Genomic DNA, 26,241 nt, shown 5'->3' with positions numbered 1-26,241 from the left:
GCAACGGCAGATGCCCGAACAGGCAGTGCGCCCGCCATCATAGGTCTGGCCGCGAAACCCATACCGCCAGCCAGATCGTGGCTGCTCGCACCGGTAACGGCAGGATGCCAGCAGAACCACGAACCCCACGACGAAACCAGCAACCTAAGCAATCCCAACGTTTCTGCCCCTGCCGGCCAGGCAGCCCGCTTTCTTTGCCTACTTTCTTTTCGGGGAAAAGAAAGCAGGTCGCTCCGGGGGAGCGAAAGCCTTTGACTTTGAAGCCGAAGCGCAAAAACCAAAAGCCGCCCAACCCAACTCACTCCCTCTCAAACCGCCGCCTCATCCTGCTCCCCGGTCCGAATCCGAATCACCCTCTCGATCTCGGTCACGAAAATCTTCCCGTCGCCGATCTTGCCGGTGTGGGCGGCCTTGACGATGGCGTCCAGCACGGTGTCGAGCTGGTTCTCGGCCACCACCACCTCGATCTTGATCTTGGGCAGGAAATCGACCACGTACTCGGCGCCGCGGTAGAGCTCGGTATGCCCCTTCTGGCGGCCAAAGCCCTTCACCTCTGTCACCGTCAGCCCGGTGACGCCCACATCTGCCAGCGCCTCGCGCACTTCGTCCAGCTTGAACGGTTTGATGATGGCGGTAATCTGCTTCATGTCGGCCCCTTGTCTTCTCATTGGTTGGTGAAAGATTCTAGCCCTGCGGCATGGCGGCGGGATGTGGGTTGCCGCACCGCGGCAAACCCGGTTTCCGCCGGACCCTCGCCGGCGCCTCGCCAGGCAGCGGCCAGCCCGGTCTGCCGCGCTGCAGCACCGCGGCGTTTCCGGTAGACTCGGCCGGCAGCCAACGGTGAGTGAATCAAGCGCAATGCAGTCGGAATCTTGCAAGCCCGGTCCGGACCGTCCCGCCGAAAACGCGCCAGGGGCGGCTTCGGCACAAGACGGACAGAAACCCGGGCGGACGGGGGATTATCGCACGCAGATCGTTTCGGATCTGTCGGAGATCCCGGCGGACCGCTGGGATGCCCTGGTGGACGCCCAGCCCGGCGCCACGCCGTTCCTGCGCCACGCCTTCCTGCACGCCCTGCACGCCAGCGGCAGCGCCTGCGACGACACCGGCTGGAGCCCGCGCTACCTGACCCTGTGGGCGCGCGAGGACGGCGACGACCGCCTCGCCGCGGCCATGCCGCTGTACGCCAAGTCACATTCCTACGGGGAATACGTGTTCGACTGGGCCTGGGCCGACGCCTACGCCCAGCACCACCTGCCCTACTACCCCAAGCTGCTGTGCGCGATCCCGTTCACCCCGGTGCAGGGCGCGCGCCTGCTGGCGCGCGGCGAGGACGAGCGCCGGCTGCTGCTGCGGGCGGCGCTGGCGGTGGCCGGGCAGAGCGGGTTGTCCTCGCTGCACATATTGTTCCCGGACGAGCACGAAGCCGCGCTGATGGACGACGCCGGCCTGCTGATGCGGCACGGCGTGCAGTTCCACTGGACCAACCCCGGCTACGAGAGCTTCGAGGCCTTCCTGGCCACGCTGTCGCAGAAAAAGCGCAAGAACATCCGCGCCGAGCGGCGCCGGGTGGCGGAGGCGGGCATCGGCTTTCGCCAGTTGCGCGGGCCGCAGATCGACGAGGAAGCGTGGCGCTTCTTCCACCGCTGCTACCGCCAGACCTACCGCGAACATCACTCCACGCCCTACCTGAACCTGGACTTCTTCCTGCGCATCGGCGCGGCGATGCCCGAAAACCTGCTGCTGGTGGTGGCCGAGCGCGAAGGCAGGCCGATCGCCGCCTCGCTGGTGGTGTACGACGCCGACCCGGCCCGCAGCACGCTGTTCGGGCGCTACTGGGGCGCGCTGGAACACCATCCCTGCCTGCATTTCGAGACCGCCTACTACCAGCCGCTGGCATTCTGCATCGCCGAGGGCATCCGCACCTTCGAGGGCGGCGCCCAGGGCGAGCACAAGATGGCGCGCGGCTTCCTGCCGGTGGCGACGCGCTCGGCCCACTGGCTGGCGCATCCGGACTTCGCCGACGCGGTGGAGCGCTTCCTGGAGCGCGAGCGCCAGGGCATCGACGCCTACCTCGACGAGCTCAACGACCGCACGCCGTTCGCGCGCACCGCCGGCAACGGCGGCGCCTAACCGGCCGGGACCAGCCACAGAACCAACCGGAACCGGCCGACTGCCGAAGCCTAGCCGGCCATGCGGCTGCGCCGGCGCCGCCACATGCTGCGCAGGGTATCGTCGCCGAGCATGTAGTGATGGAACAGCGCCGCCAGCGCGTGCAGCCCGATCACCGTATAGAACGCCGTGCCCAGGATTTCGTGGATGGACTTGAGCGTGTCCTTGAGGGCCGGGTCCGGGGCGACCAGCGCCGGCACTTCCAGGCCCGGCACCGGCAGCGCCAGCAGGTGGCCGGCCGCGTTGACGGTGAGCAGGCCCAGCAGCGGCTGCGCCAGGATGAACAGGTACAGCGCCACGTGCACGGCGGCGCCGGCCAGCCGCATCCAGCGCGGGCCGGGCTCGGGCGCCGGCGCGCCGCCCAGCAGCCGCCACAGCAGGCGCGGGACGGCCAGCGCCAGCACCAGCATGCCGGCCCATTCGTGCGCCGTCATGGCGGCCACGCGGGCCGCGCTGCCGCGCGCGGTGAACCCCTTGAGCTCGATCGCCGCGTAGGCCACCGCGACCAGCAGGAACACCGCCCAGTGGAAAAACACGGCCGCGCCCGAATAGCGCCGGTCGAACGAATACGCGGGGGAGATCGCGCTCATGGGGATGAGGCTCCTTGTGCTATGTGCCTGGAGCTTAACCCCGCGCGGCGGCGCCGGCATTGGTCTCGGTCAATCCGGCGGCAACAAAAAACCCGCCGTGGCGGGTCGGGGTCCGGCGGCGCGCCCCGCTTCGGGGGGCGCGCCGCCGGCGACAGGCGGGTTCGGCTTACTTCTTGTAGTTCGCCACGCCGTCGGTGATTTCCTTGTGGGCTTCCTCGATGCCGGCCCAGCCTTCGACCTTGACCCACTTGCCGGCTTCGAGCGCCTTGTAGTTCTCGAAGAAGTGCTTGATCTGGTCCAGCAGGTTCTGCGGCACGTCCGACAGGCCCTTCATGAAGGCGGTGGCCGGCGACAGCTTGTCCAGGGGCACGGCCACCAGCTTGGCATCCACGCCGGATTCGTCGGTCATCTTCAGCATGCCCAGCGCGCGGCAGCGCACCACCGCGCCGGCCAGGATCGGGAACGGCGACAGCACCAGCACGTCGACGGGGTCGCCGTCGCCCGACAGGGTCTGGGGAATGAAGCCGTAGTTGGCCGGATAGCGCATGCCGGTGCCGATGAAGCGGTCGACGAAGAGCAGGCCGGTTTCCTTGTCGGCTTCGTACTTCACCGGATCGCTCTGGGCCGAGATCTCGATGATGACGTTGAAATCGTTGGGGATGTCCTTGCCCGGGGAGACGAGGTTGAAGCTCATGCGAGTTCTCCAGATGCCTGTGTTTGTGGATGGCGGGCATTATAGCGGTTCGAAGCTGACCCGGCCCTGACGATTGCCGGCCGGGGACCGCCTTCGGGACCGCATGGCGGCCGGCCCGGGCCGCGTGCCTTGCGGGCCGCGCGCGCTGGGTGATAATGCTGAATTGTCCGAACCACGCATCGACAGGCGCACCGCCAGCCGCACGGCGACGGTCGCATCCAGCCGGAGCCCCATCAATGCATGCCCAGCATTTCGTTGCCAACCGCCTGATCGCGCCGGATTCCGGCATGCGCATCAAGGTCTTCGACCCCTCCAGCGGCGAGCCCTTCGCCGAGATCGCGCGCGGCAACGCCGTCGACATCAACGTGGCCGTCCACGCCGCCCGCCAGGCCGCCGAAGGCGCCTGGGGCGCGATGGCGCCGGCCGAGCGCGCGCGCCTGCTCAACCGCGTGGCGCTGGTGCTGATCGAGCACGAGGCCGAACTCGCCGCGCTGGAAGCGCGCGACACCGGCAAGCCGCTGCGCCAGGCCGCCGCCGACGCGCGCGCGGTGGCGCGCTACTTCGAGTTCTACGCCGGCGCGGCCGACAAGCTGCACGGCCAGACCATCCCCTACCAGCCCGGCTACACCGTGCTGACGGTGCGCGAGCCGCACGGCGTGACCGGCCACATCATCCCGTGGAACTACCCGCTGCAGATCTTCGGGCGCAGCGTGGGCGCGGCGCTGGCCGCCGGCAACGCCTGCGTGGTCAAGCCGGCCGAGGACGCCTGCCTGTCGCTGCTGCGCGTGGCCGAGCTGGCCGCCGGGGCCGGCCTGCCCGAAGGCGCGCTCAACATCGTCACCGGCTACGGCCACGAGGCCGGCGCCGCGCTGGCGCGCCACCCCGGCATCAACCACATCTCGTTCACGGGGTCGCCCCAGACCGGCAGGCAGGTCGCGCAGATGGCGGCCGAGAACCATGTGCCGGTGACGCTGGAGCTGGGCGGCAAATCGCCCCAGGTCGTGTTCGCCGACGCCGACCTCGACGCGCTGGTGCCGGTCATCGTCAACGGCATCGTGCAGAACGCCGGCCAGACCTGCTCGGCCGGCAGCCGCGTGCTGGTCGAGCGCGCGCTCTACGACACCGTGCTGGACCGCCTGGCCACGGTGTTCGAAGCGCTGCGCGTGGGGCCGTCCGGGCTCGACCTGGAATGCGGCCCGCTGATCAGCCGCAAGCAGCAGCAGCGCGTGTGGGACTTCGTCTCCGACGCGCAGCACGCCGGCATCGTCGCGATGGCGCAGGGCCAGATCGTGGCCGAGGCGCCCGAGGCCGGCTACTACCAGGTGCCGATGCTGTTCCGCGACGTGCCGCCCTCGCACCGGCTGGCGCAGGAAGAGGTGTTCGGCCCGCTGCTGGCCGCCACGCCGTTCGACACCGAGGCCGAGGCCGTCGCGCTGGCCAACGGCACGCCCTACGGGCTGGTGGCCGGCATCTGGACGCGCGACGGCGCGCGCCAGCTGCGCCTCGCGCGCAAGCTGCGCGCGGGCCAGGTCTTCATCAACAACTACGGCGCCGGCGGCGGCGTCGAGCTGCCGTTCGGCGGCACCGGCCAGTCGGGCCACGGCCGCGAGAAGGGCTTCGAGGCCCTGTACGGATTCACCACACTGAAAACCATCGCCATACAACATGGGTAATATCAATTTCCTGTCGGTCGCCTTCGCCATCTTCTTTTTCTGGATGGCGTGGCACGTCAGAAACAAGCGCGCCACCAATCCCTCCGGCATGCCGCGCCTGCAGGTCTTCAAGCGCAAGTGGGGCGAGGCCGTGGGCGACCGCGTGCACTGGTGCCTCTACGTGGCGCTGCCCTTCCTGCTGGCGCTGATGATGACGGCCAACGCGCTGCGCGGGCGCGGCCCGTTCGCCCACTAGGAGAAGACACGGAACAGTTTCCCGGCGCCGCGCCGAGCGGCGCCACATCCAGCGGTATCGTGCAACCAGAGAGAGCAAATCCCAGAGGAGACAGCATGACTACGACCGCAGTACACCCCGGTGCCTCCGGCACCGCCTTCGAGGACGCCACCTACCGCAAGGTGAGCTGGCGCCTCGTGCCTTTCCTGCTGCTGTGCTACGTGGTGGCCTACCTGGACCGCGTCAACGTCGGCTTCGCCAAGCTGCAGATGCTCAGCGACCTCAAGTTCAGCGAGACCATCTACGGGCTGGGCGCGGGCATCTTCTTCATCGGCTACTTCCTGTTCGAGGTGCCGAGCAACGTGATCCTGCACAAGGTGGGCGCGCGCATCTGGATCGCGCGCATCATGATCACCTGGGGCCTGATCTCGGCGGCGATGATGTTCGTCACCACGCCGACCATGTTCTACGTGCTGCGCTTCCTGCTCGGCATCGCCGAGGCCGGCTTCTTCCCCGGCATCATCCTCTACCTGACCTACTGGTACCCGGCGCACCGGCGCGGGCGCACCACCACCTTCTTCATGACCGCCATCGCGCTCTCGGGCGTGATCGGCGGCCCGCTCTCGGGCTGGGTGATGCAGTCCTTCGACGGCCACAACGGCTGGTCCGGCTGGCAGTGGATGTTCCTGATCGAAGGCGTGCCGTCGGTGGTGGTGGGGCTGATCGTGCTGGCCTACCTGGACGACCGCATCGCCCACGCCAAATGGCTCGGCGAGGACGAGAAGGCGCTGCTCCAGCGCAACATCGCCAGCGAGGACATGCACAAGGAAGACGCGCCGGTGAGGCAGGTGCTGACCAGCCCGCGCGTGTGGCTGATGAGCGCGATCTACTTCTCGTTCGTGATGGGCCTGTACGGCGTCAGCTTCTGGCTGCCGACCATCATCAAGCAGACCGGCGTCAAGAGCACGCTCGACATCGGCCTGCTCACCGCCATCCCCTACGGCTGCGCGGTCATCGGCATGATCCTGGTGGCCTACAGCGCCGACCGCAACCGCGAGCGCCGCTGGCACATCGCCATCCCCGCGCTGGTGGGCGCGGCGGGGCTGCTGCTGTCGGTGCACTGGCACGGCAACACCGCGCTGGCGCTGTTCGGGCTCACGCTAGGCACCATCGGCATCCTGACCACGCTGCCGCTGTTCTGGAGCCTGCCCACGGCGTTCCTCGCCGGCACCGGCGCGGCCGCCGGCATCGCGCTGATCAATTCGCTGGGCAACCTGGCCGGCTTCATCAGCCCCTACGCGGTGGGCTGGCTCAAGGACCTGACGCAGAGCACGGATTCGGGCATGTACCTGCTGGCCGCGTGCCTGGTGGCCGGCGCGGCGCTGACCTTGTCGGTGCCGGCGAAGATGGTGAACAAGTAGGCAAATGGAAAAACCGGGCCGCCGGCGAATGCAGTTTCCGCCGGTGTGCTCCCCTCTCCCGCTCGCGGGAGAGGGGCCGGGGGAGAGGGCCGGAGCTGGCCCGCCTCCGCCTCAATTCCCCGCATCGTCTCCCAGCATCTGCGCCACCGAGCCCGCGGTGCCCGCGGCGCGTTCGCCCAGCAGATGGTGCAGCGTGGTCAGCAGTTCATCCTCGTTGTACGGCTTGCCCAGATACACGTTGACGCCGATCTCGGCGGCGTAGCGGCGGTGTTTTTCCGCCGTGCGCGAGGTGATCATCACCAGCGGCATGTGGGCGGTGCGGCTGTCGCCGCGCACGTTGCGGGTCAGGTCGAAGCCGTCCATGTGCGGCATCTCGATGTCGACCAGCATGGCGTCGGGCATCACGTCCTGCAGTTGCCGCAGCGCGTCCACGCCGTCGCGCGCCAGCACCACCTGGTAGCCGGCGCGGGTCAGCAGGCGGTGCGAGACCTTGCGCACGGTGAGCGAGTCGTCCACCACCATGATGGTCGGCTGCGTGCCCAGGCCCGCCACCGGCGCGGCGCCGCCGTGGCCCAGTTCGGCCACCGCGCCCAGCGCGGGCTGCTGCGCGGCCTGCTCCAGGCCCGGCAGCGGCAGGCGCGGCGGCTCGCCGCGCTCGCGCACGAAGCGCTGCGCCAGCACCACCGGGTTGTAGATCAGCACGATCTCGCCATCGCCGAGCGTGGTGGCGCCGGCGATGCCTTCGAGGCGCGCCAGGTGGGGGCCGATGTGCTTGACCACCACTTCGCGGTTGCCGATCACTTCGTCCACGTGCACGGCGATGCGTTCGGCGCCGCTGCGCACCACCACCACGGGCGAGTACTTGCGGCCCGCGGCGATGGCCGGCGTTTCCTCCAGCAGCGTGCCGAAGTAGTAGAACGGCACCTCGCCGCCGGCGGCGTCGAGCCGGCCGCGGTTGTAGGCTTCGAGCAGGCCTTGCGAGCGCAGTTGCTGGACCTGGTCGATCATGCCGCTGGGGATGGCGAACTGGCGCCCGCCCAGCGTGACCAGCAGCACCTGCGTGATGGCGGTGGTCAGCGGCAGGTGCACGGTGAAGCGGGTGCCCTGCCCGGCCTGCGTGGCCAGCGCGATGCGCCCGCCCAGCGCCACGGTCTCGGCGCGCACCACGTCCATGCCGACGCCGCGCCCGGCCAGCTCGGACACCGACTCGGCGGTGCTGAAGCCGGGCGCGAAGATCAGCTCGGTCAGGCGCGCCTCGCCGGCGTCGTCGTCGGCCGAGAGCAGCTCGCGCTCGATGGCGCGCGCGTGGATGCGCGCCAGGTCCAGGCCGCCGCCGTCGTCGACGAAATGCAGCACCACCTCGTTGCCTTCCTGCTGCACCTCGAGCGTGAGCGCGCCGGCGGCCGGCTTGCCCGCCGCGCGGCGGACCTCGGCCGGCTCGATGCCGTGCACCACCGCGTTGCGGATCAGGTGCTCGATCGGGCCGGCCATGCGGTCCAGCACCGAGCGGTCGACTTCCACCGTGCCGCCCTTGATGAGCAGCCGCACTTCCTTGCCGGTCTCGCTGGCGGCCTGGCGCGCCACGCGGTAGAGCCGCTCGGCCAGCGCGTCGAACTGCACCATGCGCGCCTGCATCAGGCTGCGCTGCAGGCCGCGCGTGAGGCGGGCCTGCGCGTCGAGGTCGCCGGTGGCGCGGTCGAAGCCGCGCTGCAGGTTCTGCTCGACCGTGGCCACGTCGTTGACCGACTCGGCCATCATGCGGGTCAGTTCCTGGAAGCGCGTGAAGCGGTCGAATTCGAGCGGATCGAAGTCCTGCGAATGCTGGGCGTCGGCGATGCGCGACGCCATCTGCGACTCGGCCTGGATCTCGATCTCGCGCAACTGGCCACGCAGGCGCGCCACGTTGTCGTTGAGTTCGCCGAGATAGCTGCGCAGCGCGTCGAGCTCGCTTTCCAGCCGCGCGCGCGTGGCGCCGACTTCGCCGGCGTCGGTGATGAGGGTGTCGAGCGTGCGGGCCTGCACGCGCACCAGCGCGCGCAGGCGCTCGCCGGTCTCGGCCGGCACCGGCACGGTGGCGGGCTGCAGCATGCCCACGCCCACCGCGCCCGGCGACAGCGGCCTCGCTCCGGCCTGCGGCAGCTGTAGCAGGGCCGGCGCTTCGGTCCGCATATCGGACTGCACATCGGACCGCACCTCGGCCGCCACGCCGCTTTCCGGCTCGCCAACCTGCGCGTCGCCGGCATTGATCAGCTCGGGGTCGTCCACCGCCAGCAGGCGGCCGCCCTGCAGCGCCTCGCCATGCGCGAGGATGCGGTCGTACCAGGCATACAGGCGCGCGAACAGCGCGGCGTCGACGCGCCCGCCGCGCACGGCGGCGTCGAGCAGCGTCTCCATCTCGTGCGCGGCCTGGCCCAGCGCCATCGCGCCGGCCATGCGCGCGCTGCCCTTGAGCGTATGCAGGGCGCGCAGGATCAGGCCGGCGTGGCGGGCATCCTGGCCGTCGCCGGCGGTGGCTTCCCAGCCGCGCAGCAGCCGGCCGAGCTCGGGCAGGCTGCCGTGGGCTTCCTCGAGGAAGATCTCGACCAGCGCGGGGTCGAGCGGCGCCTCGCCGTCCGGCGCGATGCTTTCGTTGGCCGCCTCGGCCAGCGGCGCCGCCGCGTGCGCGGAAGCGGGTTCGGGCACGAGCGGGATGGCCGCGGCAAACCCGGCCGCGCCGTCCTGCGCCTCGGCAAACGGCGGTGACGATGGCGACGATGGCTTGCCGAACAGCAGCGCGACCGGCGCGCCTTCCGCCTCCGGCGCCATGCCGGCCGATTCCGGCACGGCCAGGCGCGGGCGCACCATGGCGCGCTCGCCCAGCTCGGCCAGGCTGCGGCACAGCGCGTCGTCGGCATCCGGCCAGATGCCGGCGGCGAACTGGTGCAGCATGCCGCGCACGCGCTCGACCGCCTGTTCGAGCAGGCGGAAATCGCCGGGGTGCATGGCCACCGGATGCGTGCCCAGTTGCAGCATCAGGCGCTCGAGCGCCTCGGCGATCGCGCGCACCGGCTCCAGGCCCACGGTGGAGGCGCTGCCCTGCAGCGTATGCGCGACGCGCAGCGCCAGCTCGCTCGGGCACGGGCGCCCTTCGTGGCGCCATTCGGAGACGTCGGTGGCGAACTGGCGCACCAGATCGTCGGCTTCCTGCAGGTAGACGTTGTAGAGCGGCAGGCTGATGCGGACCGGGCCGATCACCTTGAAATGGTCGTTCTGCTCGGCGGGCGTGCTGGCGAAGCGGAACGGGATGACCTTGGCGTCGGCCGCGGCTTCGTCGTCGGCGGTCAGGCCGGTTGCCTGGTCGGCGGGTTGCGCTGCCGGTCCGGTCCCGGCTTCGGTCCCGGCCTCGGCCCCATTTCCGGTCCCAAATTCGGACCCGGGAACGAATTCGGCCATGAGTTCGCCCGCGAGTTCGGCCGCGAGTCCGGCGGCCACGCCGCTCTCGCCGCCCGGCTGGCCGTCCGCGTCGAGCAGCGCGAGCCCGTCCACGAAGGCCGGCGCCGCGAACGCGGCCGGGTCTTCCACCGGCGCGGCGGCGGCGGCGACGTCGGCAGCGGCAGCGGCAGCGGCAGCCTCCTCGCCGGCACGCACCGCCTGCGCCGCGGCCAGCAGGCCGGCGGTGTCGTGCGTGGCCAGCGGATCGACCTGCAGCGCCGTCACCCACGCGGCCAGCTCGCCGTGCGCGCGCAGCAGCAGGTCGACCACCGCCTGCGACGGCCCGCGCGCCTCGGCGATCCACAGGTTCATCACCTGTTCGATGGCCCAGGCCGCCTCGCCGTAGCGGTGCAGCCCGACCATGCGGCTCGATCCCTTGAGCGTATGGAAGGCGCGCCGCAGGCGGCTGACGGTATCGGCGTCGCCGAGCGCCGCGAGGCCGGCGCGCAGGTCGCTGGCGACCTCGCCCAGCACTTCGTCGGCCTCGGTGAGGAAGATGTCGAGCAGCTCGGCATCGATGGCGGCGCTGTCCGCGGCAGCCGGCGGCGCCGGCGCGGCGGCGGGCGCGCTCGCCACATTGGCCGGCAGCGCGTCCGCCAGCGCCACCACCAGGCGCTCGGCCGCGCCCTGCGAGCCGGCCAGCCAGGCATTGAGCTGGGTGGTGGCTTCGTCGGCCTGGCGCCGCAGGCCGGCGTCGTCGTCGATGGCCGCCTGCTCGTTGAGCGCCTGCAGCGCGGCGCGCAGCGCCTTGACCTCGGGCGCGTCGGCGGCGGCCGGGTGGCGCACCACCTCGCTGGCGGCCGCGCGCGCGTTGGCGAGCAGGGCCGCGTGGGACACCGCGCCGCCTTCCGCCGCGGCGTGGCCGGCCGCATCGTATTCCGCGCCATCCGGCGCGTCGGCGGCGGCGCGGCGGCCGAACGCGAGCGCGTCGATGAACGCATGCACCGCGCCGAGCTCGCCGGCGATCGCGGCCAGCCAGCCGGCGCGCCCGGCGGCGGCGTCCGGCGCGGCATCCGGCGTGGCGCGCGCGCCGGCCAGCAGGCCGAGCGACTGCGCCACGCGCTGCAGCGCCGCGGCCACGGTGAGCGCCTCGGCGCGCAGCGTCTCCGGCAGCGCGCCGGCGTCCTGCAATTGTTCCAGCGTGGCGCCCAGCGCGGCGAACGCGCGCTGCGCATCGCGCAGGTGGGCGCCGGATTCGGGGCGGGCCGCGTCGCGGTCGTAGGCGTCGAGCCAGGATTCACCGCTGTCGAGATGGCCGCGCAGCTGCGCCACGGCGGCCTCGCGCAGGCGCTGCGCGCGCGCCTGCTCCACCATCTGCGCCAGCCAGCGCGGCGCGGGCGCCGCGGCGTTGCCCCGCTGGCGCTCGCCCAGGTAGGCGGTCAGCTCGTCGCAGCGCTGCGCGAAACCGGCGGCCGCGGCGTGGCCGGTGTTGCCATGCACGCGCCACGGCAGCGCCAGCGCGCGGCCGAGGAACAGCGCGACGGCGCCGATACCGATGTCCTCGCCTTCGGCGCCTTCCTGCTGCACGCCCTCCCGCCGCGCGCCGCCGGCCAGCACGGCGGGCTGCGCGGCGGCGTCCAGGCAGCGCAGCAAGGCGGGCTGGGCCAGCGGCTGCGCGGCTTCGGCCAGCGCCGCGAGCGCGCCCTGCCAGTCGCCGTGCTGCGGGTCGGCGGCGGCGCGCTCGAGCGCGGCGGCGGCCTGCTGCAGGTTGCGCGTGTCGATCGGGTCGAGCCAGCCGTAGTAGCGCACGCGGAAATCGGCGCGCGCCACGCCGTGCGCGGCGTCGATGCGGAACGCCTGCAGGCATTCGCGGATGGCCGAGCGCAGCGCCAGCACCGGCTGGCTTTCGGCCTCGCCGGCGGGCGCGGCCGCGCCGGCGCCGGTGGTCGTGACCAGCAGGTAGACGGCGTCGTTGAGCAGCGCCTGCGGCACGCGCACCTGGCCTTGCAGGTACTGGCGCAGCAGCAGGTGGGCCCGCGCCGCCAGGCGCTTGGCGAGCAGGTCGGAGGGCAGCAGGCCGTGGGCCAGCGCGCCGAACACCAGCGCCAGCACGTGCCACACGCCGCGGTCGGGGTGGTCGGTGGCGCGGCGCAGCTCCTGCTCGCTGGCGCGCACGTCTTCGAGCGCGGACTCCAGCGGCAGGTAGGCCTCGCGCAGCAGGCTCTCGTCGTGGCACGGCACCGGCAGGCGCAGCGCCTTGAGCAGCGCGGCCTCGAAGCGCTGGCGCGCGCGCGTGACCGAGGCAGCCATGCGCATCGGCAGCAGGATGCCGGGCAGCATCTGCAGCTCGTCGACCCACAGGTCGGCCGGATGCACGCGGTCTTCGCCGAGGCGGCCGAGCACGTCGGCATAGGAGCGGAACAGGCGCACCGGGTCTTCGTCGTCGCCGGCCATCAGGTCGTCGACGTACTCGGCCAGCGCCTGCACGCCGAGGCGGAACACGCCCAGCGTCTGCGCGTCGGCCGGCACGGTGCCGGCGTCGATGGCGTCGAGCAGGCGGCGCAGCACCTGGCAGTACGGGTCCACGCCGCGCAGGCCGACGATGTGCACGGCGCCGGCGGCCTGGTGCAGGTGCTGGCCGGCCAGGCGCAGCGAGGTGGTGTCGCGCGCGCCGAGCGCCTCGGGCGCCTGCTGCACCTCGTCGACGTAGTGGCCCAGTTCGGCGGCGGCATCGTCGAGCGCCGCGCGCAGGCTCGGCGCCAGCCATGCCAGCATGGAAAGGTCGCGCGACACCGGGCTGCCGGCGGCTTCGGCGGCGTGCGTGGTGCCGGCGGCGCGCTGGGCCGCCGGTGCCGGCACGTCCGGCGCGGCCGGACCGGCGCCGGCGGGCTCGTGCGAGGCGGGGAAATTCAATGACATGACTGCATCCAATGCGTCCAATGCGGTGGCGCCGGTCCGTGGCGCGCGGCGGCCGTGGCTCGCGTAACCCGTCAGGCGATCTTGAATCGCAGCACGGAGTTACGCAGTTCCTCGGTCAGCAGGGTGAGCTGGCGCACCGACAGCGCGGTCTGGCGCGTGCCGGACGAGGTCTGTTCGGTCACCTGCAGGATCCCTTCGATATTGCGCGCCACCGCGGTGGCGAGCCCCGCTTCGTGCGAGGTGGTCTGCGAAATCTGCTCGATCAGCTCGGCGAGCTGGCGCGACACGCGGCCGATCTCCACCAGCGCGGCGCCGGCGTTGTCGGACAGCTTGGCGCCTTCGACCACGCCCTGCGTGCTGCGCTCCATCGCGTGCACCGCGTCCTGCGTGTCGGTCTGGATGGTGCGGATCAGCGCGCCGATCTGCTTGGTCGCCTCGCCCGAGCGTTCGGCCAGGCGCTGCACTTCCTCGGCCACCACCGAGAAGCCGCGCCCGGCCTCGCCGGCGGAGGCGGCCTGGATGGCGGCGTTGAGCGCCAGCACGTTGGTCTGCTCGGTAATGTCGGAAATCAGCTCGACGATCTCGCCGATCTCCTGCGACGACTCGCCCAGGCGCTTGATCCGCTTGGAGGTGTCCTGGATCTGCTCGCGGATGTCGTTCATGCCGGCGATGGCGTTCTGCACCGCGTGCTGGCCCTGCTCGGCGGCGGCCAGCGAGGCGCGCGCCACGTTGGCCGACTCGGCCGCGCCGCGCGACACCTGGGTGATGCGGTCGGCCATCTCCACCACCGACTCGCCGGTCTGGCGGATCTGGCGCGACTGTTCCTCGGAGGCGGCCACCAGCTGGGTCGAGGTGTCCTGCACCTGGCCCGAGGCCTGCGTCACCTCGCCCGCGGTCTGCTGCACCCGGCCGACCAGCTCGCGCAGTTCTTCCACGGTGTAGTTCACCGAGTCGGCGATGGCGCCGGTGATGTCCTCGGTCACGGTGGCCTGCCTGGTCAGGTCGCCGTCGGCGATGTCCTGCAGCTCGTTCATCAACTGCAGAATGGCCTTCTGGGTGGCGTCGTTGTTGCGCTTTTCCTCGAGGCGGCGCGCCTCGGCTTCGTGCTCGCGGGCTTCCGCCTCGCTGGCGCGGGCGCGCGAATCGCGCAGGTAGAGCGCCGCCAGCCCGGCCAGGAACAGCAGCGTCAGCACCGCCGAGACGATGGTCGCGCCCAGCGTCAGCGGACGCACGCGCGCGCCTTCGGCGTAGGCCGACTGCAGTTGCGACAGCTCGCCGCGCAGCGCCTCGTTGTCGTTGAAGATCTGCTGCTGGGCGCGCTTGGCGGCGATCAGGCCGGGCAGGTTCTGCAGGATGGTCTGCGTGGTCTTCTGCACGGCGTCGAAACGCTGCGAGAGCTGCTGCAGGTAGGTGCGCGTCTCGGCGTCGCCGGTGGCCGCCAGGCGCAGCGCCTCGCTGCCGTTGAGCAGGCCGTCCAGCGTCTCGCGGAAGGTGTTGGTGTCCTTGCCCAGCAGGAACGCGGTTTCCGGGTTGACGCCTTCGCCGGCCAGGAACTCGTTGAGGTTCTTGCCCAGGCGCTGCGTCAGCATCACCAGCTGCGCGGAGGCGGCCACCTCGCGCGCGTTGGCGCCGCCCTGCAGCTTGATCGCCGCCACCTGCTCGGCGCTTTCCAGCAGTTCCGGGTTGGAGGCGTTGAAGATCTGCAGCGTCTGGCCGATGGTGGTCAGGGTCGGCTGCTGGGCCAGCACGTCGCCCGCGCTCTTCTCGGTGCGGCGCCACGATTCGATGGCCTTCTCCAGCAGCGGCGCGGCCGCGCCGCCGGTGGCGCGCACGTGCTTTTCATCGCTGCCGTTCTGCAGCGACTGCAAGTCGCCGGCCAGCTCGGCCTTGGACTGGCGCAGCTGCGTGAAGCCCTGCGCATTGCCCAGCAGCGCCACCGGCACCGCCTTGGCCAGGCGCTGGGAGTGCATCAGCATGTCGCCGGCGATCTCGATCTGCGCCGCGCCGTTGTTGGCCTCGCGGTTGTCCGCGTACACCGACGCCAGCAGCGCCACCAGCGACAGCACCACGCCGCCGGTCAGCGCGCGCTGCTGGCTGGCGAACGGGATGCGGGCCAGCCTGTCGGCGATGCGCTCGGCCGGGGTGCTCCTGTCCGCCGGCGCCGCCGCGTTCACCGCCACCTCGGCGGCAGCGGCCACCGGCGCCCGGCGACCCAGGCTGATGTTCTTGAAACCCATAGCACCCTCTGTTCGTTATTCTTCGATTCTTGGTTTCTCTGCGGCGCGTCCGCGGCCAGCGCGGACCCGCCTCCTCCCCGCCGCCTGCCGCTTCTTCGTGCCGCTTCTCCGTGCCGCCCGCGATGCGTCTCCGTGCCGCCGGCGCCCCTCAGGCAGCCTGCCGGCCGACCTGCAGGAAGGCCGGCGACGCCAGCAGGCGGTTCACGTCCAGCACCTGCCAGTCGCGCCCGTCGCGGTCGGCGAAGCGCGCGCCCTCCCATTCCGGCGCGTCCTGGGGCTGGCCCGGCGGCGGCATGGACGGCGGCTCCGCCGGCAGGCTCAGCTCGCCGGCATGGCGCAGGCCGATCACGCGCGTGGCCAGGATGCCGCAGGCGCGCTCGACCTGGCGCGACAGCACCACGATCTTGCTGCCCGGCTGCAGCGGGGTGGCACCCTCGCCGCAGAACAGGCCGAAATCGATCACGCCGAGCAGGCTGCCGCGCGCGTTCACCAGCCCCGTGTACCAGCCCTGCGTGAGCGGCACGCGGCTGGGCTGGCGCATCTCCAGCACTTCCCCGGTCTCCTTGAGCGGCAGCAGCCAGTGGCGCTGGCCGACCTGCAGGCCGAGAAAGCTGTCCATCGCCGGCAGGCTGCGCGCCTCGCGCAGGCGGCGGGCCAGCATGGCCTGGTAGTCCTGCAGCCGGGTCTGTCTGGCCCGGAGATCCTGGCGCGGCGCGTTCATGGGCGGATTCCGTCGTGGCAAGGGAGTAGGCGGGTGGGCAGGCGGGCGGCGACCGGCTCAGTGGGCCAGCGCCGCGATCTTGCCGAGCAGCTCCGCGCCGTCGACCGGCTTGACGATGTAGTCGGCCGCGCCCTGGCGCATGCCCCAGATGCGGTCGGTGTCCAGGCCCTTGCTGGTGCACATGATGACCGGGATGTCCTTGAAGCGGTCGTCGCGCTTGATGGCGCGGGTGGCCTGGTAGCCGTTCTGGCCCGGCATCACCACGTCCATGAGGATCAGGTCGAAGCGCTCGCTTTCGAGCCGGGCGAAGGCCTGGTCGCTGTTGCCGGCCACCGACACCTTGAAGCCCTGCTTGCCGAGCAGGTCGGACATGAACAGGGCTTCGGTCGGGGAGTCGTCGACGATGAGGATCTTGCTGATGGTCATGAGTATTCCTAGATATGCGCTCAGGCCGGTTCGGCGCTGGCCACGGCGGCGGCACATGGCACGCAGGCATCGACGGCCTGCAGCAGCGACTCGCGGGTGAACGGCTTGGCGAGATGGTCGCGCGCGCCGACGAGGCGGCCGCGCGAGCGGTCGAACACGCCGTCGCGGGACGACAGCATGATCACCGGAATGGCATGGAAGCGCGGGCTTTTCTTGATCAGGGCGCAGGTCTGGTAGCCGTCCAGGCGCGGCATCAGGATGTCGCAGAAGATCAGGTCCGGGTGCATGTCGCCAACCTTGGCGAGCGCCTCGAAGCCGTCCTCGGCCAGCAGCACCTCGCAGCCGGCCTGCGACAGGAAGATCTCGGCGGTGCGGCGGATGGTGCTGGAGTCGTCGATGACGAGCACCTTGCGGCGCGCGGGCGCGACCGTGCCGCCGGCGGCCGCGCCGGCTTCGGCCACGCCGGTGGCTCCGATGGCTCCGGCACTGACCCGTTCGGCGTTGACCCGAATACTTTCTAGTGGTTGAGCGACCCGCATCCCGTTCCCGCAACCAGCGCGCCCCTCGCGGGACCCGCCGGCATTCACCTGAGAACTTCCGCGCGGCGCAGCGTGGCTGCGCCGGCGGACCCCGAAACAAAACGTCCTGATTCCCGAAAAACACACCGCCGCGGTGGCCCGCGCCCGGCAAACGGCGGCGCGTGGTACCCGCGCCTGCCCAAGTCCGCCCCCAAAGGGGGGATTTTCAAATTTGAAACAGAGTGTGACAACTCGCCGTGGGGCCGTCAATCCGGAATCCGGAACATTCCCCGGCGATCTGTCGCATCGACGCGACGCGGCGGCGCGGGCCGGCTTGTCACGGGCACGTCATGCTGCCCTGCCCGGGATGCCCCGCCGCCGGCGGATGCGATACCCCGGCGCGCGGCGGCACGGAGCCGCGCGACGGCGGCTTACAGAGCCACCATCTCGAAATCTTCCTTGCGCGCGCCGCATTCCGGGCACGTCCAGTTGATGGGCACGTCTTCCCACTTGGTGCCGGGGGCAATGCCGTCTTCGGGCGCGCCGGCGGCTTCATCGTAAATCCACCCGCAGATCAGGCACATCCAGGTCTTGTATTCCATAACGGTTCAGTCACTCTCCATTAAAATTCAGGGCCAGATGGTACCGAATCGGCGGCGCCGGCGCCAGCCGGGCAAGCACGATCCGGGCCAAACACGCCGTGTTCGCGCACGTTACCGCGCAAATGCCCTTCATTGGGGATTTTTTGCCGGCATTTCCGCCAGACTTGCCGCCCGATAGAACGCGTTCCTCCTGCTTTTGATCTCACGCAAAGCCATGTCTCGTAACCAGCAGCTTTTCGACCGCGCCCAGCAAACCATCCCGGGCGGCGTCAATTCGCCCGTGCGCGCCTTCCGCTCGGTGGGCGGCACGCCCCGCTTCATCACGCGCGCCGAAGGCGCCTACATGTGGGATGCCGACGGCCAGCGCTACATCGACTACATCGGCTCGTGGGGCCCGATGATCGTCGGCCACGCCCACCCCGAGGTGGTGCGCGCGGTGCGCGAGACCGCCGGCCTGAGCTTCTCGTTCGGCGCGCCGACCGAGGCCGAGATCGAGATGGCCGAGGAAATCTGCAAGCTGGTGCCGTCGATCGAGCAGGTGCGGCTGGTGTCGTCCGGCACCGAGGCCACCATGAGCGCGCTGCGCCTGGCGCGCGGCTTCACCAAGCGCGACCTGATCGTCAAGTTCGAGGGCTGCTACCACGGCCATGCCGACAGCCTGCTGGTCAAGGCCGGCTCGGGCCTGCTGACGTTCGCCGACACCACGCAGAACGCGCCGTCCTCGGCCGGCGTGCCGGCCGACGTGACCAAGCACACGATGGTGCTGGAGTACAACAACGTCGAGCAGCTCGAACAGGCCTTCATCAAGCACGAGGGCGAGATCGCCGCGGTGATCGTCGAGCCGGTGGCCGGCAACATGAACCTGGTGCGCGCCAGCGACGCCTTCCTGCAGGCCATGCGCGCGCTGTGCACCAGGCACGGCGCCGTGCTGATCTTCGACGAGGTGATGACGGGCTTCCGCGTGGCGCTGGGCGGCGCGCAGGCGCACTACGGCATCACCCCGGACATGACCTGCCTGGGCAAGGTGATCGGCGGCGGCATGCCGGCCGCGGCCTTCGGCGGCCGGCGCGACATCATGGCCTGCCTGGCGCCGCTGGGCGGCGTCTACCAGGCCGGCACGCTGTCGGGCAACCCGCTCGCGGTGGCGGCCGGGCTGACCACGCTCAAGCTGATCCAGGCGCCCGGCTTCCACGACCGCCTCGCCGCGCAGACCCGCAAGCTCGCCGACGGCCTCGCCGCGGCCGCGCGCGAAGCCGGCGTGCCGTTCGCCGCCGACGCCATCGGCGGCATGTTCGGCCTGTACTTCCGCGAGGGCGTGCCGGGCAGCTTCGCCGAAGTCACCCGGTGCGACACCGCGCGCTTCAACCGCTTCTTCCACGCCATGCTGGACGCCGGCGTCTACCTGGCGCCGTCCGCGTTCGAGGCCGGCTTCGTCTCGGCGCAGCACGACGACGCCATCCTCGCCACCACCATCGAGGCGGCGCGCAAGGCGTTCGCCGCCGGCTGAGCGGCCTGCGCACCACCGCGTGGCTAGCCGCGCGGGACCGCCTCGCCGAGGCTGGCGCCCGCGCGTGCCAGCGCCGACGCCAGCGCCTCGCCGGCCGGCGTCATCGGCGCGCGCAGCTCGTTGCGCAGCCAGCCCTCGCGCGCCAGCATGGCCTTGAGCGGACCGGGGTTGGGCTGCGCGAACAGCAGCCGGATCATCGGCATCAGCGCGTGGAACAGGCGCCGCGCCTGCTCCAGCCGCTGGTCCGCCACCGCGCGCGCCAGCGCCACGAACGACTCCGGGCGCAGATGGGCCGAGGCGACGATCGCCCCGCTGCCGCCCAGGCACAGCGTGCCCAGCAACTGGTGGTCCTCGCCGGCCAGCAGCGCCAGGCGGCCGTCGGCGATCACCGCCTGGGTACCGTGATAGTCGCCGCCGCAATCCTTGACGGCATGGATGTTCGGATGCGCGGCCAGCGCCAGGATGGTGTCGGTCTCCAGCTTCACGCCGGTGCGGTACGGAATGTCGTACAGCACCAGCGGCGCGGCGGCGGCGTCGGCCAGCATGTGGAAATAATCGATCAGCCCGGCCTGCGACGGCCGCACGTAGGCCGGCGCCGACGCCAGCACGCCCGCCAGCGGCCGCGCGGCCAGGCGCCGCACGCGCGCCTGCGCCTGGCGCGCGTTGCTGCCCGCCACGCCCATCATCACCGGCAGCCCGCCGGCGGCCTCGAGCACGGTGTCGAGCACGGCCAGTTGCTCGTCCTCGTCGAGCGCGGCCGCCTCGCCGGTGCTGCCGCACGCCACGAAGCCGGCGATGCCGCTGGCGGCGTAGCGGCGCGCCAGCCGCGCCAGCGCGGCGTGGTCGACCTCGCCGTGGGCGAACGGCGTCACCAGCGGCAGCCAGATGCCGGCGAAGGCCTGCCGCGGCGGCCGTGCCGGTTGTTGTGATTGCTCTGCTTGTTCTGCTTGCTGCATGAAACACTCCTGTACGACCGGTCAGGAAAAAACCGTACAGAAGGGCGCCGGATTGGCGGCTGGGTCTGCCGTGGACTGCGGGAAGATGGAAGCGGCAAAGCCGGCCTCGCCCCTGGTCGCAGGTGCCGTTCCGTCGCTCATCTGACGGAACAGCGCGCCCCGGTCAGACGAGCGGCTGTTTTTTGGCTTTGGCGCGCGCGGGCATCCGCGGCTGCGAGGCAGCTCGGGCGGGTGCGGAAATCGGCGGAAAGGCGCGCATGGCGAAGCGGGGATCGGGAAAACCGGGGATCGAGAATCCGGGCAAGGCCGCGGCGGTGCCGGTGCGGGACCGCGGCCGCCGGGCCGAAGCCGACAATCTACCGGCACCGGCATGCCGGCGTCAACCGGCACGCCGGCGCTTGCCGGCGGCGCCCCCTGCGCTACACTGGTGCTTCCCCGATTTCCGGAGTGTTCGATGCGCGCATCCCTGTCCCCTGCCCTGTCCTCTGTCCCGGCCTCCGCGCGGTCCGTCCTGCGCTGGCTGCTGCTGGCCCTGAGCGCCAGCCTGCTGTCCGCCTGCGGATACAACGACTTCCAGGCCAAGGACGAGGCCGTCAAGGCAGCCTGGGGCGAGGTCATCAACCAGTACCAGCGCCGCGCCGACCTGATCCCCAACCTGGTCAACACCGTCAAGGGCTACGCCACGCACGAGCGCGAGACCCTCGAAGCCGTGACCAAGGCCCGCGCCGCGGCCACCAGCATCCAGGTCTCGCCCGAGACCCTCAACGACCCCGAGGCCTTCAAGCGCTTCCAGCAGGCCCAGGGCGAGCTGAGCGGCGCGCTGTCGCGCCTGCTGGCCGTGTCGGAAAACTATCCGCAGCTCAAGGCCGACGCCTCTTTCCGCGATTTGCAGTCGCAGCTCGAAGGCACCGAGAACCGCATCACGGTGGCGCGCCAGCGCTATATCGCCGCGGTGCGCGACTACAACGTCCTGGCGCGCAGCTTCCCCACCAACCTGACCGCGATGGTGTTCAAGTACCCGGTCAAGCCGTCCTTCTCGGTGGAGAACGAAAAGGCCATCTCGGCGCCGCCGGCGGTGAAGTTCTGATCCGCGCCGCGCACACAGCAGGCTAGACCCAAGAGGCTGAACCCATGCGGCAAGACCTGGCCCGACCCCTCCCCCCGCCGGCCGCGCGCGGCTGGCGCGGCGCGCTGCTGGCGCTGGCGCTGATGCTCGGCGCGCTGCTGGCGTGGCCGGCCGCGGCCGCGGCGGCGGCCGGCGCCGACGGCTTCGTGCCGGTGCCGCCGCTGACCCAGCGCGTGACCGACCTCACCGGCACGCTCAGCGCCAGCCAGCGCGGCGCGCTGGAAAACGTGCTGGCCGAATACGAGCAGCAGCGCGGCAGCCAGATCTTCGTGCTGATGGTGCCCACCACCGAGCCCGAGCCGATCGACGCCTACAGCATCCGCGTGGCCGACGCCTGGCGCGCCGGGCGCAAGGGCATCGACGACGGCGTGATCCTGCTGATCGCCAAGGACAACCCGCCCGGGCTGCGCAAGATGCGGCTCGAGGTGGGCCGCGGCGTGCAGGGCTCGCTCACCGACGCGATGTCCAAGCGCATCCTGCAGGACGTGATGGCACCGCACTTCCGCCAGAACGACTTCTACGGTGGCCTCGCGGCCGGCGTCTCGGCCATCCAGGCCACCATCGACAAGGAAGGCCTGCCCGGCCCGCAGGCCGGCGGCAAGCCGGCCCAGCGCGATTCGCTGGCCGGCTGGCTGCCGGTGCTGTTCCCGCTCGCCATCATCCTGTTCTTCTTCATCTCCGCCGCGCGCCGCCCGCGCGGCCCGCAGATCGTGACCGGCCGGCGCGGCTGGGACGCGGCCGCGGGCGGCCTGGGCGGCACGCTCGGCGGGCTCGGCGGCGGCTGGGGACGCGGCGGCGGGGGCGGATTCGGCGGCGGTGGCGGCGGAGGGGGTGGCGGCTTCGGCGGCGGCGGGGGCGGCGGATTCGACGGAGGCGGCGCCTCCGGCAACTGGTAGCCACGCATGCCCCACTTCAAACGCGCGCTGCGCCATCTCGGCACCCGCCCCGGTGCCGCCAACCGCCACTTCCCCGCCGAGGCCCGGCAGCAGCTGCAGCAGGCGGTCGCCGCCGGCGAGCAGCGCCACCACGGCGAGGTGCGCGTGGTGATCGAATCCAGCCTGCCGGTCGGCCTGGCCTTCGCCGGCATCACGCCGCGCGCGCGGGCGCGCGCCCTGTTTGGCGCGCTCGAGGTCTGGAACACCGAAGGCCACACCGGCGTGCTGCTCTACATCAACCTGGCCGACCACGCCGTCGAGCTGCTGGCCGACCGCGGCATCGACGCCCGCGTCGGCCCCGAGACCTGGCGCGCGCTGTGCAGCGAACTGGCCGCCGGGCTGGCGCGCGACCTTTCGGTCAGGCCGGTGCTGGCGGCGGTGGAGCAGATCCACCACCTGCTCGCCACGCACTTCCCCGCCGAGGACGGCAAACCCAACCACAACCAGCTGGACGACCGGCCGGTGGTGCTGTAGCGCCCCCCGGCCGCGCGGCGGCAGGCGCGCCTTCGCCGCGGATCGCGGTCAGGCCGCCCGCGCGCCGCGCTCGCGGCCCAGCGCGTACCAGGCCGCCGCCGCCACCTGCAGCGCCACCAGCCCGCCCCACACCACGAGGTGCGCGCGCGCCGGATAGCGGCCGTCCGCGACCGGCCAGAGATCGAGCACCATGCCCACCCCGACCTGGCAGGCGAAGGTGGCCAGGAACACCGCCAGCGTCAGCGCGGTGGTGGCGCGGCCGATCAGCGCGTCGGGAAAACCGCGCGCCAGCACGGCATAGGCCAGGATGCCGCTCGAGCCGAACACGCCATAGGCGCTCCACATCAGCACCGGCGGCAGCGGCACGCCCGCGATGATCAGGCACTGGACCACGATGAAGCCGCTCATGCCCAGGCCGGCGAACGCATACAGGCTCAGCCCGGCGCGCTCGAGGTGGCGCGCGGCCCAGCCGGCGCACACGCAGCCGCCCATCATGGCGAAGCCGATCACCGACACCAGCCGCGCGCTCTGCCCCGGCGACTGGCCCGCCACGTCGCGCAGGAAGGCGCCCACCCACAAGGTCTGCACCGACAGGAAGATGCCCTGGTTGAGCAGCGCCAGCGGCACCACGCGCAGGAAGCGCTCGTTGCGCAATACCTGCCAGGTGCCGCGCAGCTGCTCGGCGAGGCGCTGCTGGCCGGCGCCGCCGGCTTCGGGCGCGGCGAACCACAGCAGCGCCGCCATGCCCAGCGTCAGCCCGGCCAGCCCGTAGCTGAGCGTGCGCCAGTCCGTCCACGACAGCAGCCACGCCAGCGGCGCGCCCACCACCACCGCGCCGAGGCCGCCGATGGCCATGACCACGCCGTTGAGCAGCGGCATGCGCGACGGCGGGAACCAGATCGACAGCGCCTGGATGGCCGCGCCCAGGCACACCGACACGCCGATGCCGATCAGCAGGCGCCCGGCCGCCAGCGCCGCCATGCCGGGCGCGCTGGCGAACACCAGCGCGCCGGCCACCGCCGCCAGCAGCAGCACGGCCTCGGTGCGGCGCGGGCCGAAGCGGTCGAGCAGCAGGCCCGCCGGAATCTGCGCGCAGGCAAAGCCGAGGAAATAGAAACTGGTCAGCAGGCCGAGATCGGCGGCGCTCAGGCCCATCTCGCGGATCAGGTGCGGCGCGAAGCCCAGGTTGACGCCGCGGTAGACATAGGACACCAGGAAACCGAGCGAGAAGATGCACAGCACGCGCCAGCGCGCGCCGGCGTCGCGCGGCAGGGCCGGCCCGGGCCGGCTGCCGGCGGCGGGCGCGGGCGGGGCGGCAACGGCGGCGGCGGCGGCGGAGGAAGAAGCAGGATTGGCGGAAGTCATGCCGGCATTGTCCCGAGTCGCACAATGCAAGGCCAACGAAAGATACCTGCCGCGATTGTGAGTAGAATTTGACGGCAATGACCTCCCGAACGCCCAAGCCCGCCCCGCCGGCCGCGCCGCCGTCCATCCCGGCCACCGCCACCGCCGCCACCGTGGCCGATGGCCCCGCTGGCGCGCCGGCGCCCGGCGCCACGCGCCAGCGCGCCACCCCGCACCTGCCCGCGCTGCAGGCGCTGCGCGCCGTGGAGGCCGCGGCCCGGCACCGCAGCTTCTCGCGCGCGGCGCAGGAGCTGGCGCTGACCCACAGCGCGATCAGCCACCATATCCGCGCGCTGGAAGCCAGCCTCGGCACCAAGCTGTTCCAGCGCGCCGCCCACCTGATGATGCCCACCAGCGTGGGCGCGCGCCTGGCCGAGCGCATCCGCGACGGCCTGGCCGAGCTGCAGGACGGCCTGCGCGAGGCCAGCAACGGCTGCGCGCCGCAGGTGATACGGCTGGAAGTGAGCGTGATGGCGGATCTCGCCAATGCCTGGCTGATCCGCCGCCTGCCCAGCCTGCGCGACGTGCTGCCGGGGCTGGACCTGCACCTGCGGCTGCACGCCGAGATCAGCCCGCCCGACCCCTACGCGGTGGACGTGGGCATCTGGCACCAGCGCGTGGACCTGCCCGGCTTCGCCTGCCACAACCTGATCGAGGACCACGTGGTCGCGGTGGCCAGCCCGGCGCTGCTGGCGCGCTATCCCGGCTTCACGCTGGCGGACCTGCCGCGCCTGCCGATGCTGCGCTTCGCCCTGCGGCCGTGGCGCGACTGGCTGGAAGCGGCCGGCCTGCCGCCCAGCGAGCCCGAGCGCGGGCCGATCTTCCAGGATGCCGGCATGCTGCTGCAATCGGCCGTGGCCGGCCAGGGCGCGGCCACGGCGCGCCTGCAGCTGGCGCGCGACTATCTCGCCAGCGGCGAGCTGGTGCAGCTGGGCACCGCGCGCATCCCGTCCAGCCTGCACTACTGGGTCATCTGGCGCGAAGCCAATCCGCGCGAGAAGACCATCCAGCAGTTCCACGCCTGGCTGCAGGCGCAGGTGGCGGCTTCGTCGCTGCCGGACGGCGTGCGGCCCGCGGGGATCTAGCCGCCCTGGTTCCGCGCCGCCGCGCGCAGGGCCTCGATGCGCTCGCGCGTGAGCGGATGGGTGGAGAAGAAATCGTTGTCCCCGGCCTTGTCGCCGTCCTCGGCGGCGCGGCGGCTGCGGCGCTCGCGCTTGGTCTCGCGCCCGCCGGCGCCGGCGGAGGCGTCGCCGCTGGCCGCCGGCGCCGCCGCCTCCTGCCTGTGCGCGGCCTCCAGCGCTTCCAGCACGTCGGCGAAGGCCGACACCGGCAGGCGGTTGTCCCGCATGACCTCGACCGCGTAGGCATCGGCCGCGCGCTCGTGCTCGCGCGAGTAGCGCAGCGTCAGCAGCGTCGCCGGCACGCCCGCCAGCACGCTGGAGTAGTCGCCGAAGAAATACGCCGCCAGCGCGCCCACCGCCGAGGCCTGCAGCACCTGCTGCAATCCGTGGCGCTGCGCCACGTGCCCGGCTTCGTGGGCCAGCACGCCGCTCAGGCCCGGGCCGGCGCCGGCCAGCTTCACCAGTTCGTCGGTGACGACGATGGTGCCGCCCGGCAGCGCCAGCGCGTTGGCGCCAAGCTGGCCACCGCGGCGGAACACGATGCGGTAGTCGTGGCCCGGGTCGGGCGGGCGCCGCAGCGCGGCGAAGTCCGCGCGGATGCGCTCCTGCTGCGCGGCCGGCAGCCGGGATGGCGCCAGCAGCCCGTCGTCGATGCTGGCCAGCGTCGCCTCGCCGAGCCGCGCTTCCAGCGCCGGCGGCACGCGGCGCGCCACCACGCCCGCGCCCCACGGCAGCACCACGACGTAGCCGACCGCCAGCACCGCCGCCAGCCCGAGCACCGACAGCAGCACCAGCCGCCAGCTGTTCTGCGCGCGCGCCACCCAGCCCTCGCGATGGCCGCTGGCGGCCAGCAGCGCGGCCAGCCCGGCGTGGTCGGCGATCTCGCAGAACGCGCCGTCGGCGAACGTCACCAGGCGCGGCGCGCGCCGCACGCGCTCCGACACCCGCAGCGCCGACAGTGGCGCGCGGCGCAGCACCGCGCCGCCGCCGTCGCGCAGCACCGCCTCGCGCCCCTCGACCGACAAGCTGGCCGCGTGCGCGCGCGACGAGCGGCCATCGTAGTAAGTGGCGGCGACCGGGGCCGGGGCCTGGGAGGGATGCGGCATCAGGCGGACGGGAT

Annotated in this window: 21 protein-coding genes; 9 read left to right on the top strand and 12 right to left on the bottom strand. The window is 72.0% G+C overall.

Annotated features, from left to right (window positions below):
• Positions 1–308: 308 nt before the first annotated feature.
• Positions 309–647, bottom strand: a complete 339-nt coding sequence (gene glnK / locus ACWTPI_RS04985) for a P-II family nitrogen regulator (RefSeq protein ID WP_006162803.1) — start codon at positions 645–647, stop codon at positions 309–311.
• 211 nt (positions 648–858) lie between these two features.
• On the opposite strand from glnK, the gene ACWTPI_RS04980 reads away from it, so the two are divergent.
• On the top strand, positions 859–2,133 hold the full coding sequence (locus ACWTPI_RS04980) for a GNAT family N-acetyltransferase (protein WP_029043932.1): 1,275 nt from the start codon (positions 859–861) through the stop codon (positions 2,131–2,133).
• A 50-nt stretch (positions 2,134–2,183) separates the two neighbouring features.
• On the opposite strand, the gene ACWTPI_RS04975 is transcribed toward ACWTPI_RS04980, so the two are convergent.
• Positions 2,184–2,762 carry a cytochrome b gene (locus tag ACWTPI_RS04975; protein ID WP_454731080.1) on the bottom strand — a complete coding sequence of 193 codons (579 nt, stop codon included), beginning with the start codon at positions 2,760–2,762 and terminating at the stop codon, positions 2,184–2,186.
• Positions 2,763–2,928: 166 nt separating this feature from the next.
• Positions 2,929–3,456, bottom strand: coding sequence for an inorganic diphosphatase (ppa, locus tag ACWTPI_RS04970; protein WP_017228479.1), 528 nt, complete (start codon positions 3,454–3,456; stop codon positions 2,929–2,931).
• Positions 3,457–3,692: 236 nt separating this feature from the next.
• Between ppa and ACWTPI_RS04965 the strand changes: the two genes are divergently transcribed.
• From ACWTPI_RS04965 to ACWTPI_RS04955, 3 genes are all read left to right on the top strand, one after another.
• Positions 3,693–5,129, top strand: coding sequence for an aldehyde dehydrogenase family protein (locus ACWTPI_RS04965; RefSeq protein ID WP_059410737.1), 1,437 nt, complete (start codon positions 3,693–3,695; stop codon positions 5,127–5,129).
• The gene (locus ACWTPI_RS04960) at positions 5,122–5,364 is read left to right on the top strand and encodes a hypothetical protein (protein WP_020204546.1); all 243 of its coding nucleotides are present in this window, start codon (positions 5,122–5,124) and stop codon (positions 5,362–5,364) included. Before ACWTPI_RS04965 ends, ACWTPI_RS04960 begins: the two co-directional genes overlap by 8 nt.
• A 95-nt stretch (positions 5,365–5,459) precedes the next feature.
• Complete coding sequence (locus ACWTPI_RS04955; protein WP_020204545.1) at positions 5,460–6,764, top strand: MFS transporter; 1,305 nt, start codon at positions 5,460–5,462, stop codon at positions 6,762–6,764.
• 111 nt (positions 6,765–6,875) lie between these two features.
• Here the strand turns inward: ACWTPI_RS04955 and ACWTPI_RS04950 are convergent, their stop codons facing one another.
• The 6 genes from ACWTPI_RS04950 to ACWTPI_RS04925 all read right to left on the bottom strand — a co-directional run bounded on the left by ACWTPI_RS04950 (position 6,876) and on the right by ACWTPI_RS04925 (position 17,598).
• A complete protein-coding gene (locus ACWTPI_RS04950; protein WP_454731079.1) occupies positions 6,876–13,094 on the bottom strand; it encodes an Hpt domain-containing protein in 6,219 nt (2,072 codons plus the stop codon).
• Positions 13,095–13,165: 71 nt separating this feature from the next.
• Positions 13,166–15,331, bottom strand: coding sequence for a methyl-accepting chemotaxis protein (locus ACWTPI_RS04945; RefSeq protein WP_020204543.1), 2,166 nt, complete (start codon positions 15,329–15,331; stop codon positions 13,166–13,168).
• Positions 15,332–15,479: 148 nt separating this feature from the next.
• Positions 15,480–16,052, bottom strand: a complete 573-nt coding sequence (locus ACWTPI_RS04940) for a chemotaxis protein CheW (RefSeq protein WP_020204542.1) — start codon at positions 16,050–16,052, stop codon at positions 15,480–15,482.
• A 57-nt stretch (positions 16,053–16,109) separates the two neighbouring features.
• Positions 16,110–16,478, bottom strand: a complete 369-nt coding sequence (locus ACWTPI_RS04935) for a response regulator (protein ID WP_020204541.1) — start codon at positions 16,476–16,478, stop codon at positions 16,110–16,112.
• Positions 16,479–16,498: 20 nt separating this feature from the next.
• Complete coding sequence (locus ACWTPI_RS04930) at positions 16,499–17,017, bottom strand: response regulator (protein ID WP_454731078.1); 519 nt, start codon at positions 17,015–17,017, stop codon at positions 16,499–16,501.
• Positions 17,018–17,427: 410 nt separating this feature from the next.
• Positions 17,428–17,598 (bottom strand): rubredoxin, encoded by a 171-nt coding sequence (locus tag ACWTPI_RS04925; protein ID WP_017225880.1) that lies wholly within the window; start codon positions 17,596–17,598, stop codon positions 17,428–17,430.
• A 214-nt stretch (positions 17,599–17,812) separates the two neighbouring features.
• Here ACWTPI_RS04925 and hemL point away from each other — a divergent pair, with 214 nt between their 5' ends.
• Positions 17,813–19,105 (top strand): glutamate-1-semialdehyde 2,1-aminomutase, encoded by a 1,293-nt coding sequence (gene hemL, locus ACWTPI_RS04920; protein WP_454731077.1) that lies wholly within the window; start codon positions 17,813–17,815, stop codon positions 19,103–19,105.
• A gap of 23 nt (positions 19,106–19,128) precedes the next feature.
• On the opposite strand, the gene dapA is transcribed toward hemL, so the two are convergent.
• Positions 19,129–20,061, bottom strand: a complete 933-nt coding sequence (gene dapA / locus ACWTPI_RS04915; protein WP_454731076.1) for a 4-hydroxy-tetrahydrodipicolinate synthase — start codon at positions 20,059–20,061, stop codon at positions 19,129–19,131.
• A 454-nt stretch (positions 20,062–20,515) separates the two neighbouring features.
• On the opposite strand from dapA, the gene ACWTPI_RS04910 reads away from it, so the two are divergent.
• The 3 genes from ACWTPI_RS04910 to ACWTPI_RS04900 are packed head-to-tail and all read left to right on the top strand — an operon-like array spanning position 20,516 to position 22,596.
• Positions 20,516–21,148, top strand: coding sequence for a LemA family protein (locus tag ACWTPI_RS04910; RefSeq protein WP_020204537.1), 633 nt, complete (start codon positions 20,516–20,518; stop codon positions 21,146–21,148).
• A 44-nt stretch (positions 21,149–21,192) separates the two neighbouring features.
• The gene (locus tag ACWTPI_RS04905) at positions 21,193–22,083 is read left to right on the top strand and encodes a TPM domain-containing protein (protein ID WP_454731075.1); all 891 of its coding nucleotides are present in this window, start codon (positions 21,193–21,195) and stop codon (positions 22,081–22,083) included.
• A gap of 6 nt (positions 22,084–22,089) precedes the next feature.
• Positions 22,090–22,596, top strand: coding sequence for a TPM domain-containing protein (locus ACWTPI_RS04900; RefSeq protein WP_454731074.1), 507 nt, complete (start codon positions 22,090–22,092; stop codon positions 22,594–22,596).
• A 48-nt stretch (positions 22,597–22,644) separates the two neighbouring features.
• Here ACWTPI_RS04900 and ACWTPI_RS04895 read toward each other — a convergent pair whose 3' ends face one another.
• The gene (locus ACWTPI_RS04895; protein ID WP_454731073.1) at positions 22,645–23,961 is read right to left on the bottom strand and encodes an MFS transporter; all 1,317 of its coding nucleotides are present in this window, start codon (positions 23,959–23,961) and stop codon (positions 22,645–22,647) included.
• 77 nt (positions 23,962–24,038) lie between these two features.
• Between ACWTPI_RS04895 and ACWTPI_RS04890 the strand changes: the two genes are divergently transcribed.
• Positions 24,039–25,085 carry a LysR substrate-binding domain-containing protein gene (locus ACWTPI_RS04890; RefSeq protein WP_454731072.1) on the top strand — a complete coding sequence of 349 codons (1,047 nt, stop codon included), beginning with the start codon at positions 24,039–24,041 and terminating at the stop codon, positions 25,083–25,085.
• Here the strand turns inward: ACWTPI_RS04890 and ACWTPI_RS04885 are convergent.
• A complete protein-coding gene (locus ACWTPI_RS04885) occupies positions 25,082–26,227 on the bottom strand; it encodes a M48 family metallopeptidase (protein ID WP_454731071.1) in 1,146 nt (381 codons plus the stop codon). The genes ACWTPI_RS04890 and ACWTPI_RS04885 overlap by 4 nt on opposite strands.
• Positions 26,228–26,241: the final 14 nt, after the last annotated feature.

Source organism: Cupriavidus ulmosensis (assembly GCF_977008105.1).
This window is presented reverse-complemented; position numbering and strand designations above follow the sequence as displayed.